The sequence below is a fragment of the Stagnihabitans lacustris genome (assembly GCF_025950525.1).
Lineage (GTDB): Bacteria > Pseudomonadota > Alphaproteobacteria > Rhodobacterales > Rhodobacteraceae > Stagnihabitans.
In genome coordinates this window covers 1-13183 of sequence record NZ_JAPDGS010000014.1, presented here as the reverse complement: position 1 = coordinate 13183, position 13183 = coordinate 1, and the positions used below count along the sequence as shown (strand labels likewise).

Here is a 13183-nt window from a genome sequence, read left to right as displayed (position 1 = left end):
AATGACGGCGGGTATGACGGGTCCCATCGCCTATATCACCGGGGAATATCCCAAGGTCAGCCATACCTTCATCCAGCGCGAGATCATGGCCCTGCGCGCGCTGGGGATCACCGTGGTCACGGCCTCGGTCCGCCGGCCTGACCCCAAGACCGTGGTGGGGGCCGAACAACAGGCCGAGGCGCGGGCGACCTTTGGTGTGATCGAGGCGGCCAGGAGCCCCCTGCGCCTGTTGGCCGCCCATGGCCGCATGATCCGCCGCAGCCCCTCGCGCTGGCTGAGGGCCTTTCACCTGGCCTGGAAGACCCGCGCGCCGGGGGTGAAATCGACCCTGTATCAGCTGTTTTATGCCTTGGAGGCCGGGGTTCTGGCCGATCACCTGCTGTCCCAGGGCGTCACCCATCTGCACAATCATTTCGGCGATGCCAGCGGCAATCTGACCCTGATCACCGCCCATATGGCGGGCCTGCCGTTTTCCATCACCCTGCATGGGCCGACGGTGTTTTTCGAACCCTATCGCTGGCATCTGGGGGTGAAAACCCAACGCGCGGCCTTTATCGCCTGTATCAGTCACTATTGCCGCAGCCAGGCCATGCTGTTTTCCGCCGAGGCGGATTGGGGCAAGTTGCGCATCGTCCATTGCGGCATCCGCCCCGAGGCCTATCGCCAGGCTGGTGGCGAGGGCGGCCATATGGTCTTTGTCGGCCGACTGGAGCCGGTGAAGGGCGTCCCCCTGCTGTTAGAGGCCTTTGCCCGCATCGCGGCCACCCATCCGGGGGCGCGGCTGACCATTGCGGGCGATGGCGGGGTGCGCGCGCGGTTGATGGCGCGGGCCGAGGCCTTGGGGCTGGCGGACCGCATCCATTTCCCGGGCTATCTGGACGAGGGTCAGGTGGCCGATCTTCTGGCCAGCGCCGACATGATGGTCCTGCCCTCTTTTGCCGAGGGCTTGCCCGTGGTGCTGATGGAGGCCATGGCCTCGGGCCTGCCGGTCATCGCGACCCAGATTGCCGGCGTGCCGGAACTGGTGGTGGATGGCGTCTCGGGGTTGATCGTGCCGCCGGGCGATGTGGCGGGGCTGGCGCGTGCCATGGACCGGCTGCTGGCGGACGCGGATTTGCGCGCGGCCATGGGGCAGGCCGGGCGGGCGCAGGTTCTGGCCCAGCATGACATCAGGGCCGAGGCCGCCTGGCTGGCCGCGTTGTTCGCAGGCAGGGGGCAGGGCTTGCGGCCAGAGGTGCATCCCGAGGACATCCCGTGACGTCTTCCCCTTCACCGCATCGGATTTGGCTGTCACAGAGCCGCTTTGGCAGCCTGGACGGGTTGCGCGCGCTGTGTATCCTGGCGGTGCTGTGGCATCATGCGCCGATCTGGGCGGGGATGGCTTCACCGCTTGCGGGCCCCTTGGCGGGTTCTGTCATCTGGAGCCGCGGATTCCTGGGCGTCGATGCTTTCTTTGTGCTGTCGGGGTTTTTGATCACCACGCTTTTGCTGCGCGAAAGGGCGGCGCTTGGGCGCTTTTCGTTGCGCGCCTTTTACCAGCGCCGCGCCTTGCGCATCCTGCCGGCCTATTACCTGACCGTGGCCCTGGCCGCGACCTGGGCCGTGGTCTTCAAGGGGCGCAGCGAAGATCTGGCCCTGGTGCCCTGGTATCTGCTGTTCCTGGCCAATTTCCTGCAAGGCGATATCGCGCTTTTGTCGCCCACCTGGTCCTTGTCGGTCGAAGAGCAATTCTATCTGGCCTGGCCCTTGGCCTTGATGCTTTTGCCCGCGCGGCTGGTTCTGCCGGCGCTGGCCCTGGCGGTGGGGTTGAATGTCGCGGGCATCCTGGGGGTCTTTGGATCAGGTCCCCAGATCGGGCCGCTGATCCTGGCCCTGCCCAATGCGACCTATGCGCCGATGCTGATCGGGGCGGGGCTGGCGGTGATCCTGGCCGGGCCAAGGGGCTTTGCGGGCCTGTGCAGGGTCTTTGGCGGGCGTCTGGCCGCGCCCCTGATGCTGGGTCTGGTCGTGGTGCTGGCGGCGGTGCTGCCCGAGGATCTGCGCGGCTGGCCGAACCTGGGGCTGCATCTGGCGCTGGCGGGGCTTGTGGCGGCCCTGGTCCTGCGTGAGGACAACGGCCTGGCGCCCCTGTTGCGCGCGGCGCCTCTGGCCCGGCTGGGGGCGGTCAGCTACGGCGTCTATCTGTATCACCTGATCGCCCAGACCCTTGTGCTGCGCATCGCGCCCGATATCGCGCCCTGGGCCTTGTTCGTGACCTATTCCGCCCTGGCCTGGGCCCTGGCCGAACTCAGCTTTCGCCATTTCGAAAGCTGGTTCGCGCGCTTTCGGCCCTGATCAATAATAGCTTTGGTCAAAGCCCGTGTTGCGGTCGGTATAGCGGCATTTGTTCAAGACCACGCCCAGGACATTGGTCAATTGCCCGACCTCGGATTCGCAGCGGTCCAGCTGGGGCAGGGTCGTCATCTCGGCCGCGGCGACGATCAGCGCGCAATCGACATGGGGCAGGAATCCCAAAGTGTCGTCATTGCCCTGCATCGGCGGCAGGTCGCAGATGACGATATCGGGGCGCCACTCGGCCTCCAGCCGGTCAAGGGCGGCCAGGGTCGTCGCATCTTGCAGCAGTTCGGCGGAATCAATCCGCGCCAGACCATTGGGCACCAGGGCCAGGTTCGGCCCATAGCTGTAGCCATGGCGCGCCAGCTTGCCGCCGCGCAAAAGCCCGGTGATCTCGGGCGGGTCGCGCAGTTCCAACAGGCTGGCCAAAGACGGATGGCGCAGGTCCAGATCCAGCAGCAGGATGCGGAACTGGCCATAGCGCGCCAAGGACAGGGCCAGGTTCAGGGCCAGGGTGCTTTTGCCGCATTTCGTGGTCGGAGAGGTCACGGCCAGCCGCTTCCAGCCCTTTTCCCCCATCTGCCGCACGACGCGGGATCGCAAGATGTCATGCGGTGTGGCCGGCCCCTGACCCAAAAGCGCGCCCAGCCTTTGGCGCCGCGCAAGGTCGGGGCTCAGGATCACCGGCGGCAGGGCGGCCAGATCGGCGCGCTGATCGCCATTCTGATCGGCAACCTCGGGTCCCTCCCCCTCGACACCCTTGGCCCCACCCTTGGCGGCGCGGGCGCGCTCCAGGGCCTCTTGGCGGGCGGCGCGGGCCTTGACCATGGCAGCTTCCAGACGTTCCATGGGCGGCTCCTACAGGTTCAGCTTCTTGATGATCTTGTCGACGATCAGGTCGATGGGCAGATAGAACCGGTCCACCGCCCAGACCGCCAGCGGCAGGCCCACGACGCCCACCACCAGCACCGCCGCGATGACCCAGCGCCGCCGGGCGATTTCGCGCGGGGTGGAGATATAGGGGATGACGCCGATCGGGATGATCTGCAAATGCCGCTCCAGATCGGTCGGGCGGCGGATGGCCGAGTTCATCAGCTCGGTCAACAGGATCAGGCCAAAGCCCAGCACGATCCCGGCCACGCCGCCAAGCGCCATGATCTTGACGCGGTTCGGGCTATAGGGCGCATCGGGCACGGTGGCCGCGTCCAGCACGCCGATGCGCTGACCCTTGGCCAGGGCCTCGATCCGCTCGCCGGTCGAGGCTTTGGACAGCCGGTCGGTGGCGGTGGCATATTGCACCTGCGTGTTGTCGTAATCGCGCTGCAGCGCCTGAAGCTGGACGGCAACGGCGGCGGTGCGGTCGATGGACTCCTTCAGCTTGGCCAGTTCGGTGGTGATGTCGCGGGCCTGAAGCTCCAGCTGGGCCAGTTGGGCGTCGATCTGGGTGGTCTGGATGTCCAGCGGCGTCATGACGACCTGGCCATTGGCATCGGGCGGGGCCTGGGTGTCGATCTTGGCCTGCAGCTCGGCGATGGTGCTTTCCAACAGCGTGACCTTGGGATTGGTCGCCGAATAGATCGCGCGGGCCCGGGCCAGGTCGGTTTGCAACTGCGCCAGCTGGGCGGCCTCGGGCGTGATCTGGGTCGCGCCCAATTGCCCGGTCGAGCGATAGATTTCCACCAGGCGCGCGCGCTGGTCGCGCAGGCTGGCCAGGTCACGCTCGACGCCGGCCAGACGCTCTTGCAGGTTGGATTGCTGGGTCAGGCGGTAATCCAGCGTATCGGGCAGGGCATCGGCGTTCTTGTTCTGGAACTCCAGGATGGCGGTACTTTGGGTCGACAGGTTGGTCGACAGCCGTTCGACCTCTTGGGTGAAGAATTGCAGCGTGTCCTGGGCCTGGCCGGTGCGGGTCGCGGTGTTGTCGGTCAGGATGCGGGTGACATATTCGTTGACCACATCGGCCGCAGCCTTGGCGGTGGGGGCGCGGAAGCTTACGGTCATCAAGGTCGCCTGGTCGCGCCCGGCCTGTTTGTCGATCTTGCTGGCGCGGCGCATCGCCTCGACGATCTCGTCGGGGGTCATGGTCGCGATCCCGGGCAGGGCGTCGAACTGGCGGGCGATGGCCAGAAGATTGGTCCGCGTCATCAGGCGCTGTTCGACGATCTGCAGCTGTTCCAGGGCGGCGGTGGCCACGGTGGGGGCGGCCAGGCTGTCGGGGATGCGCGGGCTTTCCATCAAAAGCCGGGCCTGGCTTTCATAGACCGGCTGCATCCGGAAGGCCACGACGGCGGCCACGGCGGTGATGGCGGCAAAGGTCAGGACCAGGTAATGCAGCCGCCGCATCACGACGGCCAGGTAATAGCGCGGATCGAAATTCATGACGTCTGTCCCGAGGTCTTGGCCGGCGTGGCGGTTTTGCCCTTTTCATGACCCTTCTCGGGGCCGGACCTGGTCCCGCCTGCCAGCGCAGGGGAGGTCGCGAGTTGGGCTGCAAAGAAAATGTTGTCTTCCAGAACCTGAGTCAAAAGCGCGGGTCCGATCTCATGGGCTTCGGTGGTCCAGGCATATAACAGGGAAATGTCACAGAACTGGTTGATCAGCCGCGGCACCCCGCGCGACACCTGGTGGATCATCGCAAGCGCGGCCGCGTCGAATTCGCGCCCCGAGCCGCCGACGGCGCACAGCCTGTGGCGGATGAAATCGGCGGTGGTCGTGGCATCCATGGGCTTCAGGTCATAGCTGACGGCGATGCGTTGGGCCAATTGCTCCAGCCTGGGGCTGCGCACCAGGTCGCGCAATTCCGGCTGGCCGGTCAGGACCAACTGGATGACGACATCCTTGCCGGTGTTGATATTGGTCAGCATCCGCAGCTCTTCCAGGCTTTCCAGGCTCAGGTTCTGCGCCTCGTCAAAGATCAACAGCGTGCGGCGACCGGCGGCATATTCGGCCACAAGCACATCCTGCAGCGCCTGAAACAGGGCCACATAGCTGGTCTTGCGCCCCGGGTCATGGCCAAGCGCGTTCAAGATCCATTGCAACAGCTCGCCCCGGCCGCCTTGGGCATTCGAGATCAGCCCGACCGTCACCGTGTCATCCAGCCGCCCCAGAAGCTCGCGCAGAAGCGTGGTCTTGCCGCAGCCGATGGCGCCCGTGAGCAGTGTGATGGGCGCCCCCGAGATGACGCCATATTCCAGCACCGAGAAGGCGCGGCGGTATTCGCGCGACCACAGGATCAGCGAGGGATCGGGCATCAGCGCGAAAGGATGGTCGTGAAAGCCGAAGTGATCGGCGTAAAAGCTTTGGCGCAGATGCGGGGTGCCCGGATTGGGGCCAGTATTGGGGCCAGTATTTGGGCCAGCGTTGGGGCCAGCATCGGTGTCCGCATCGGGGCCAGGCTGCGCCGCGGCGGAAGGGGCCAGGGGGGGGCGCGGATCGGCCGAGCGCGGGTTGGTATAGCGCGGCCCTTCCGTCCTGATACCTTCCGGTCTGCTATTTTCCGGTCTGTTATTTTCCGTTCTGGGGCCTTCCATCCGGCTGCCCAGGCCCTGGGGATGGGGGATGCCGTCCAGGTCGCGCCCCTGGCTTTCGCTCGGGCTCCCGTGAAGGCTCCCGTGCTGGCTCCTGTCCTTGGGCGTACTGACCATGCCGCGTTCAAACCCGTCAAATCCGGGCGACCCCGGGTGCAGATCCCTGCGCCCAAGTCCCCGGCACCAAACTTCTCTTCTCATCTGGGACAGGCTTCGGGCAAAAGCAACAGCACAGGATGATTCGCCTTGGCGATTTGTGCCCGGGGGTTGCCCGAGGGTTGCAGGGATTGGTTGCCGGGGGGCGGTTGCAGGGATTGGTTCGGGGATTGGTTCAGGTTGGCCCCCCATCCCCGACCTTGCCCGCGCGCAGGGGCTTGCCCTGGCAGGCCCTGCAAACCGCATGATGCCCCCGCGCGATTCGCAGACCCCATATCTGGCCCCATATCTGGCAGCTCCCCCCGCCCCACCCCCCGCCCCACCCCCCGCCCCACCCCATGCCGCCTCAGGAGGCCCCCATCCCGGGTCCGACGGCTGCCCCGATTCCGGCGCAGGCCGTGGCTTTTTCAGGGCACTTGGCACGGGCCAGAAACGATCGCCTCCGGCTTTGACATTCCATGGGGCGCGGGAAACAATCCTTGGCCGGAAAGGGAAGAAAACCGCCGTTTGCCCGGGGTTCCGCAGGGAAAACCGGTAAATGAGAAGATTTTGGTCGAAATACAGGGAAAATTGTAGTAGCCCAAGAGCAGGTGCCAGAGTCTTTCCAAGAGTCTTTCCAAGAGGCTTTTTGGACCCCGTGACGGACTGACCGCCAGGAGCAACCTGGTCCAGACCTGCCGGGGCGGTTTCTTGGGGGAACCGGAGGGCGTGGCGCCTCTTATATGGTGCGGGATTTTGGGTCCCGATGTTTTCGCCCGAAGTCCGCTTCGGGTCTGGTGTTTTCCCCTTGCGGGGTTGGAGGGTGCAGATGAGTTTCGAACCTGTCGAGATCGTTTCCGATCTGCCGCATGCGCCCCTGGCGCCAAACTCCCGGGCAAAATCCGCCGCTCTGGCAAAGTCTCCAGATTTTCGCAGCCCGGATTTTCGCAGTTCCGAATACCGCAGCCTCGAAGTCGAATCCCAGGGCGCCTATCGCCGGGTCTTCAAGCGGCTGATCGACGTGACCCTGGTGCTGCTGTCCGCCCCCCTGGTGCTGATGCTGGTCCTGCCGCTGATGGTCTGGATCTGGCGCGACGGCCATTCGCCGATCTATTGGTCGGACCGCGTCGGCCGCCGCGGGCGCATCTTCCGCATGATGAAGCTGCGCACCATGGTTCCCGATGCCGATGCCAGGCTTGAGGCGCATTTGGCCGCCCATCCCGAGGATGCGGCCGAATGGGCAGAGACGCAAAAGCTGAAATGCGATCCGCGCATCACGGGCTTTGGCCGCTTTCTGCGCAAGTCGTCGCTGGATGAGTTGCCGCAGCTGTGGAACGTGCTGAAGGGCGACATGTCGCTGGTCGGCCCGCGTCCGATGATGCCCAACCAGCGCAAGCTTTACCCCGGTCGCGCCTATTACGCGCTGCGCCCCGGGATCACCGGGTCCTGGCAGGTCAGCGACCGCAACGAATCCACCTTTGTGGCCCGGGCCGATTACGACCTGGATTACAGCCACAACGTGACGCTGAAGACGGATATCGGCCTGATCTGGCGCACGCTGTCGGTGGTGCTGCGCGGCACCGGTTATTAAGATTTTCACCAGCAGGGGCGGGCCACACGACAAGGTGTTTGCCGGGCCTGCCCAAAGTGCCGCATAGAGATGGCATGCAAGGATGACGGGGTAAGGCGACAGATGAATTTGCGCAATGGCATGGCGGCGCTGCTGGTTTCAGTGGCGCTTTTTGGTTTGACGGGCTGCGAGAACTCCAAGGACAAGGCGGCGCGCCACCTGGCCTCGGCTTTGGAACTGGCCGAAAAGGGCGATGGCGACCGCGCCCTGGTCGAGTTCCGCAATGTCTTTCAGCTGGACCCCGAAAACGTCGAGGCCCGGCGGTCCTTTGCCGATTTCCTGCGCGCACGCGGCGACCTGGCCGGGGCCTATGGCCAATATCTGGCCGTGACCGAACGCAAGCCCGATGACCAAGAGGCCCTGCGCGCCGCCGCCAGCGTGGCCGCCCTGATCGGCAATTGGCCCGAGGCGGCGCGTCAGGCCAAGGCGCTGCTGGCGCTGGTCCCCGATGATCCCGAAATGACGGCCGTCCAGATCGGCGCCGCCTATGCCGAAGCCGCCTCCAAGGGCGACAAGGCCGCGCGCAAGGTCCAGGCCGATGCCGCCCGCGCGCTGATGACCAGCCGGCCCAAGGATCTTTTGCTGCACCGTCTGGTGGTCGACGACCTGGCGCAGGATCAGGATTTCACCGCAGCCCTGGCCGCCCTGGACCAGGCCCTGGTGATCTTCCCCGAGGAGGCGCAGCTTTATTCCCTGCGCGTCTCGCTTTTGGCCGCCCTGGAAGACAAGCCCGGCGTCGAGGCCGCCTTGCGCGACATGGAGACGCGGTTCGATGACCCCGCCGTCGGTCAGGCGCTGTTGCGCTGGTATGTCGCCAATGGCCAGATCGACCAGGCCGAGGCCTGGCTCCGCTCCAAGACCGCGGCCGAGGGCGATGCGGGCCTTCAGGCGCGGGTCCAGATGATCCTGTTCCTGAAGCAGTTCCGCACCCCCGACGCCGCCCTGGCCGAGATCGACGCCGCCCTGGCGCTGGTGCCCGCCACTCCGGCGGCCCCTGATGCGGCAGATGGCGCCAAACCCGCGATCACCGCCAATGGGCTGAAGGTGCTGCGCGCCTCGATCCTGTTCGATCAGGGCAAGCAGGACGAGGCCGTGGCCGCGATGAAGGCGATCCTGGAGGGGGCCACCCCTTCGGTGGAAACCCGGATGGTCAAGGTGACGCTGGCGCGGATGCTGGTGGCGACCGGCGATCTGGTGCAGCCGCGCGCCCTGGTCGAAGAGGTCCTGACCGAGGATCCGGGCGATGTCGAGGCGCTGAAGCTGAAATCGGCCTGGCTGATCGACGAGGACAAGACCGACGAGTCCATCGCGCTGTTGCGGACCGCGCTGGAATCGGCGCCGCGCGATGCGCAGACCATGGCGCTGATGGCCGAGGCTTACGGCCGGGCGGGGTCACGCGATCTGCAGGCCGATATGCTGGCCCAGGCGGTCGAGGCCTCGGGCAAGGCGCCGGGGGAAACCCTGCGCTATGCCAATTTCCTGGCCGGGGATCAAAAATTCCTGCCCGCCGAAACGCTTCTGGTCGATGCCCTGCGCCTGGCGCCCGACAACCTGGAGCTTTTGGCGGCCATGGGGGATCTGTATCTGCGCATGAAGGACTGGCCCCGCGCCGAGGGCGTGGCCAATCGCCTGGCCGAGATCGGCTCGGACCAGTCGCGCGCCATGTCCGACCGGCTGCGCCCGGCGATCCTGGCGGGGCGCGAGGATGTCCCGGGCGCGGTCAGCTATCTGGAAACCCTGGCCGGCACCGGCGATCAACGCGCCGAAGTGGCGCTGATTTCGGCCTATCTGGGTCAGGGCAAGACCGCCGAGGCCAAGGCCAAGGCCGAGGCGCTTTTGGCACGCGACCCCAAGGACCCGGCCGCGCGTTTCGTCATGGCGGCGGTCAAGGGCGCCACGGGCGAGGGGGTGGCGGCGGTGGCCGATTACCGCGCGCTTTTGGCCGAAGAGCCGGGGCGCGCCGATCTGTGGATCGCACTGATCCGCCAGACCGCGCAGAACGACGGCCAGCCCAAGGCCGAACCGGTGATCGACGAGGCGCTGAAGGCCCTGCCCGACCAGGGCGATCTGCTGCTCATGAAGGCCAATATGCTGGAGCTGCGCCAGGACATCGACGGCGCCATCGCCATCTATGACAAGCTTTACGCGCTGAACTCGGGCAATCTGGTGGTGGCCAACAACCTGGCCTCGCTGATCTCGTCCTATAAATCCGACCAGCCCAGCCTGGACCGGGCCTGGACCGTGGCGCGGCGGCTGAATGGCACCGATGTGCCGGCCTTTGCCGATACCTATGGCTGGCTGGCCCATCTGCGCGGCCAAAGCGCCGAGGCGCTGCCCTATATGGAACTGGCCGCCAAAGGGCTGGAAACCGATCCGATGGTGCAATTCCACATGGCCGAGGTGCTGAAGGCCTCGGGGCGTGCGGACGAGGCCAAGACCTATTACGCCAAGGTCCTGACCCTGGTCCCCGAGACCGACACCCGCGCCTTTGTCGCCACCGCGCGCAAGGAGGCAGGCCAATAGGGTCCGGATCGGGTTTTGCGGCCACATCCGCGGCCAAATCGCCGCCAGATCTGCGGCCCGGCACGCCATGAACTGCAATCGGGCGTTGTCCGGCGCCCGATTGCAAGGTTAACATGATGCAACTTCCCCGCGGGGACAGGACAAAGCCGGGCCCGACAGGCCGGGCGTGAGCAAGAGGTAAAGGTGATGCGGCATTTCGGGAAATCTCTGCAGGCTTGGGGCCTGGCCGGCCTGATGGCCCTGCCTCTGGCCTCCCCCATTTCCGCCCAGGAGGCCTACAAGATCCAGCCCGGCGACACGCTGCAACTGGATGTGCTGGAGGATGGCTCGCTGTCGCGCCCGCTGCTGGTTCTGCCCGATGGCACCGTCTCGGTTCCCTCGGGCGGCACGGTCAAGGCCGCAGGGCTTGGCGTGGCCGATGTCCAGGCCGCGGTGGCCGCAGCCCTGGCGCCCAATTTCGCCAAGACGCCCACGGTTTACCTGTCGGTGGGGCAGGTCAATCCGGCCAAAGCCGCCAGCGCGGGCAGCGGCACGGGCGGGGCGGGAACCACGGTCTATCTGATGGGCGAGGTCGCCAAGCCCGGCAAGGTCGCCGTCACCTCGGGCACGACGCTGTTGCAATTCCTGGCCGAGGCCGGCGGGCTGACCCCCTTTGCCGCCACCAAGCGCATCCAGCTGCGCCGCATGGATGCGACAGGCGTCGAACAGGTCTATCTGTTCAACTATGCCGCCATCCAGGCCGGCGGGGCCGCCCAGAACATCCGGCTGCAAAAGGGCGATGTCGTCATCGTCCCCGCGCGTCGGCTGTTTGAATGACCCGGGCGCGCGGCGCTGTTCTGGGTCTGGCGGGGCTCTGCGTCCCGGCCCTGGCCGCGACTGTCCTGGCCCAAACGCTGCGGGCCGAAGATGTCCCCCCCCGGCTGAGCTTTGATCTGTCGGCCAATCTGCGCCAGGCCTCGAACCCCGATCTGGTGGTGACGGGCGGCGCGTCCGATACGACGGCCGCGCTGCGCTTTGGCCTGAATTACGCCGCCGTCACCCGCGACCAGGATTTCCGCCTGGGCCTGACGGGGGCTTTGGATGGGACGGGTCTGACCGATCCCCGGGTGACGCTGTCCTATGATCGCAAGGGCGCGACCTCGGCCCTGGGCTTTGACCTGACCCTGACCGATGACCCGGTCGATCTGTTCGAACCCCAGGTCCAGCCCGATGGCTCGCTGTCTTATGGCGACCTGGCCGCGGCCTCGGGTCGGATCAAGACGACCAATGCCGCCCTGTCGCTGCAGACCGGGACCACGGGGCCGCTGGGCTTTGACCTGGAGGCCAGGGCCTTTGACCGCGACTATTCCCAGACCAATGACCCTTCGGTCTATGACAGCGCCAGCCAAAGCCTGCGCCTGACCGCCCATCTGCGCAATGTCGCGGGCGGGGAGATCAGCCTTGGCCTGGGCGCGCAGACCGCGCGTCAGGATGACCTGGTCCAGACCCGGCGCGAAAGCCGCAGCCTGACGCTGTCTTATGGCCGGGCGCTGGACGGCGCCACGCAGCTGCAGGCCAGCCTGGGCATGACCCGGGCCGAAACCACCGAATTGGGCCAGACCGCCGCCGCCTCGACCGGGTTGACCGGCGCTTTGGGGCTGAAGCGCGACCTGGGCAATGGCACGGCCGAGCTGGGGTTCGAGCTGACGCGCGACGCCCGCGGCCCCCGCAGCGCCCTGCGCTTTGGCCGCAGCCTGAAACTGGCCTCGGGCGAATTTGCCGCCGAACTGGGCTTTGGCGCGCGCCAGGGCGAGGGCGGGGCCGCCACGGGGCGACTGTCCTGGACCCAGGACCTGGCCTCCGACCGCATCTCGGTCGCGCTGTCGCGTCAGGTCGTCGCCAGCGAAACCGATGCCGACAGCTTGCAAAGCAGCCTGCGCGCCGATTGGAGCCATGATCTTGCCGAGACCCGCCGCCTGGGGCTGACCTATAGCCTGAGTGCGATCGAAGGCACAGGCGAGGGCGGGGCCACGATCGACGGCGTGACGCGCCAAAGCCTGCGCGCCAGCTTTGCGCAGGACCTGGGCCGGGATTGGGCGCTGACCACTGGGGTCGAGCTGCGCCAATCCGACCGCGACAGCACGGGCAAGGCCGAGGATCAGGCCATCTTCCTGACGCTGGCCCGGCGCTTCGTGCTTTTGCCCTGAGCCCCATGGCTCTGCACCCGCGTATCGCCCAAGGTATCCTGCGTCTGTCGCCCGCGCTTTGGGCGCTGTTTCTGGCCTGCCTGGTGCCGGAACTGGTGCTAAGCCTGGCCGATCTGGCGGGGGCGGGGCTGTGGCGGGCGCTGGCCACCGGCTATCTGGGCTTTTGGCCCGGGCTTCTGGGCGATTGGCGGCCGAATTACCCGGGGCAAGCCTTGGCCATGTTCGTGACCTATGGCGTCTTGCACGCGGGCCCGGTGCATTTCGCGGTCAACATGATGTCGCTGGTGTCGCTGGGGGCCGCGGTCGAGGACTCGGTGGGGCCGCGGGGCCTGCTGCGGATCTATGGCGCGGCTTTGGTGGGGGGCGCCTTGGGCTATGGCGCGCTGGTTTCGGGGACCGTGCCGATGGTGGGGGCCTCGGGGGCGCTGTTCGGCCTGGCGGGGGCGCTGGTCTTTTGGGGCGCGCGCGATGGGCTGGCGCTGGGTCAGGGCCTCTGGAGCCGGGCCTTCTGGCCGGTCTGGCGCGCGGTCCTGCTGTTGCTGGGGCTGAATGTGGTCTTGTGGGTGGTGACGGGGGGAAGGCTGGCCTGGCAAACCCATCTGGGCGGCTTTCTGGCCGGAGGCGCCATGGGCCTGTGGGAAATCCGCGGCGAGGCGGGCGATGCGAATGGCCCCCAATCAAACGGCCCGGATTCAAAAGACCCCTGATCAAACGGCCCGGAGGTTCCCCCGGGCCGATCTGAAACCTGAACCCTCAGGCCTTTTTCTGAACCCTCAGGCCTTCTTGCGGCGGCGCAGGGCCACCAGGCTTGCGATGCCCGCGCCCAGCAGGGGCAGGGCGGCCGGAAC

The 13183-nt window shown here is 66.7% G+C and carries 11 protein-coding genes; 7 read left to right on the top strand and 4 right to left on the bottom strand.

Annotated elements, in window-relative coordinates:
• The first annotated feature begins 1 nt into the window (after window position 1).
• Together NX862_RS18600 and NX862_RS18595 are read left to right on the top strand one after the other, a co-directional pair.
• On the top strand, window positions 2-1258 hold the full coding sequence (locus NX862_RS18600) for a glycosyltransferase family 4 protein (RefSeq protein WP_264495442.1): 1257 nt from the start codon (window positions 2-4) through the stop codon (window positions 1256-1258).
• Window positions 1255-2334, top strand: a complete 1080-nt coding sequence (locus NX862_RS18595; protein ID WP_264495441.1) for an acyltransferase family protein — start codon at window positions 1255-1257, stop codon at window positions 2332-2334. The genes NX862_RS18600 and NX862_RS18595 overlap by 4 nt, the downstream gene beginning before the upstream one ends.
• Here NX862_RS18595 and NX862_RS18590 read toward each other — a convergent pair whose 3' ends face one another.
• Genes NX862_RS18590 through NX862_RS18580 form a run of 3 tightly spaced genes read right to left on the bottom strand, consistent with a single transcriptional unit; the run spans window position 2335 to window position 5585 of the window.
• On the bottom strand, window positions 2335-3183 hold the full coding sequence (locus tag NX862_RS18590; RefSeq protein WP_264495440.1) for a nucleotide-binding protein: 849 nt from the start codon (window positions 3181-3183) through the stop codon (window positions 2335-2337).
• A 9-nt stretch (window positions 3184-3192) separates the two neighbouring features.
• On the bottom strand, window positions 3193-4713 hold the full coding sequence (locus tag NX862_RS18585; RefSeq protein WP_264495439.1) for a GumC family protein: 1521 nt from the start codon (window positions 4711-4713) through the stop codon (window positions 3193-3195).
• Window positions 4710-5585 (bottom strand): ExeA family protein, encoded by an 876-nt coding sequence (locus tag NX862_RS18580; protein ID WP_264495438.1) that lies wholly within the window; start codon window positions 5583-5585, stop codon window positions 4710-4712. Before NX862_RS18580 ends, NX862_RS18585 begins: the two co-directional genes overlap by 4 nt.
• 1240 nt (window positions 5586-6825) lie before the next feature.
• On the opposite strand from NX862_RS18580, the gene NX862_RS18575 reads away from it, so the two are divergent.
• The 5 genes from NX862_RS18575 to NX862_RS18555 all read left to right on the top strand — a co-directional run bounded on the left by NX862_RS18575 (window position 6826) and on the right by NX862_RS18555 (window position 13042).
• Window positions 6826-7587 carry a sugar transferase gene (locus tag NX862_RS18575; RefSeq protein WP_319800897.1) on the top strand — a complete coding sequence of 254 codons (762 nt, stop codon included), beginning with the start codon at window positions 6826-6828 and terminating at the stop codon, window positions 7585-7587.
• 120 nt (window positions 7588-7707) lie between these two features.
• The gene (locus tag NX862_RS18570) at window positions 7708-10149 is read left to right on the top strand and encodes a tetratricopeptide repeat protein (RefSeq protein ID WP_264495437.1); all 2442 of its coding nucleotides are present in this window, start codon (window positions 7708-7710) and stop codon (window positions 10147-10149) included.
• 186 nt (window positions 10150-10335) lie between these two features.
• Complete coding sequence (locus NX862_RS18565; protein WP_264495473.1) at window positions 10336-10965, top strand: polysaccharide biosynthesis/export family protein; 630 nt, start codon at window positions 10336-10338, stop codon at window positions 10963-10965.
• Window positions 10962-12335, top strand: coding sequence for a hypothetical protein (locus tag NX862_RS18560; RefSeq protein WP_264495436.1), 1374 nt, complete (start codon window positions 10962-10964; stop codon window positions 12333-12335). Before NX862_RS18565 ends, NX862_RS18560 begins: the two co-directional genes overlap by 4 nt.
• Before the next feature lie 5 nt (window positions 12336-12340).
• On the top strand, window positions 12341-13042 hold the full coding sequence (locus NX862_RS18555) for a rhomboid family intramembrane serine protease (RefSeq protein WP_264495435.1): 702 nt from the start codon (window positions 12341-12343) through the stop codon (window positions 13040-13042).
• 66 nt (window positions 13043-13108) lie between these two features.
• Here NX862_RS18555 and NX862_RS19475 read toward each other — a convergent pair.
• On the bottom strand, window positions 13109-13183 hold a 75-nt coding region (locus NX862_RS19475; protein ID WP_413694588.1), incomplete at its 5' end, for a VPLPA-CTERM sorting domain-containing protein.

Bases quoted from the DNA above. Each gene is read 5' to 3' on its own strand.
- NX862_RS18580 (WP_264495438.1), bottom strand. From the start codon at position 5,585: ATGCCCGATCCCTCGCTGATCCTGTGGTCGCGCGAATACCGCCGCGCC.
- NX862_RS18585 (WP_264495439.1), bottom strand. From the start codon at position 4,713: ATGAATTTCGATCCGCGCTATTACCTGGCCGTCGTGATGCGGCGGCTG.
- NX862_RS18565 (WP_264495473.1), top strand. From the start codon at position 10,336: ATGCGGCATTTCGGGAAATCTCTGCAGGCTTGGGGCCTGGCCGGCCTG.
- NX862_RS18560 (WP_264495436.1), top strand. From the start codon at position 10,962: ATGACCCGGGCGCGCGGCGCTGTTCTGGGTCTGGCGGGGCTCTGCGTC.
- NX862_RS18600 (WP_264495442.1), top strand. From the start codon at position 2: ATGACGGCGGGTATGACGGGTCCCATCGCCTATATCACCGGGGAATAT.
- NX862_RS18555 (WP_264495435.1), top strand. From the start codon at position 12,341: ATGGCTCTGCACCCGCGTATCGCCCAAGGTATCCTGCGTCTGTCGCCC.
- NX862_RS18575 (WP_319800897.1), top strand. From the start codon at position 6,826: ATGAGTTTCGAACCTGTCGAGATCGTTTCCGATCTGCCGCATGCGCCC.
- NX862_RS18570 (WP_264495437.1), top strand. From the start codon at position 7,708: ATGGCGGCGCTGCTGGTTTCAGTGGCGCTTTTTGGTTTGACGGGCTGC.
- NX862_RS18590 (WP_264495440.1), bottom strand. From the start codon at position 3,183: ATGGAACGTCTGGAAGCTGCCATGGTCAAGGCCCGCGCCGCCCGCCAA.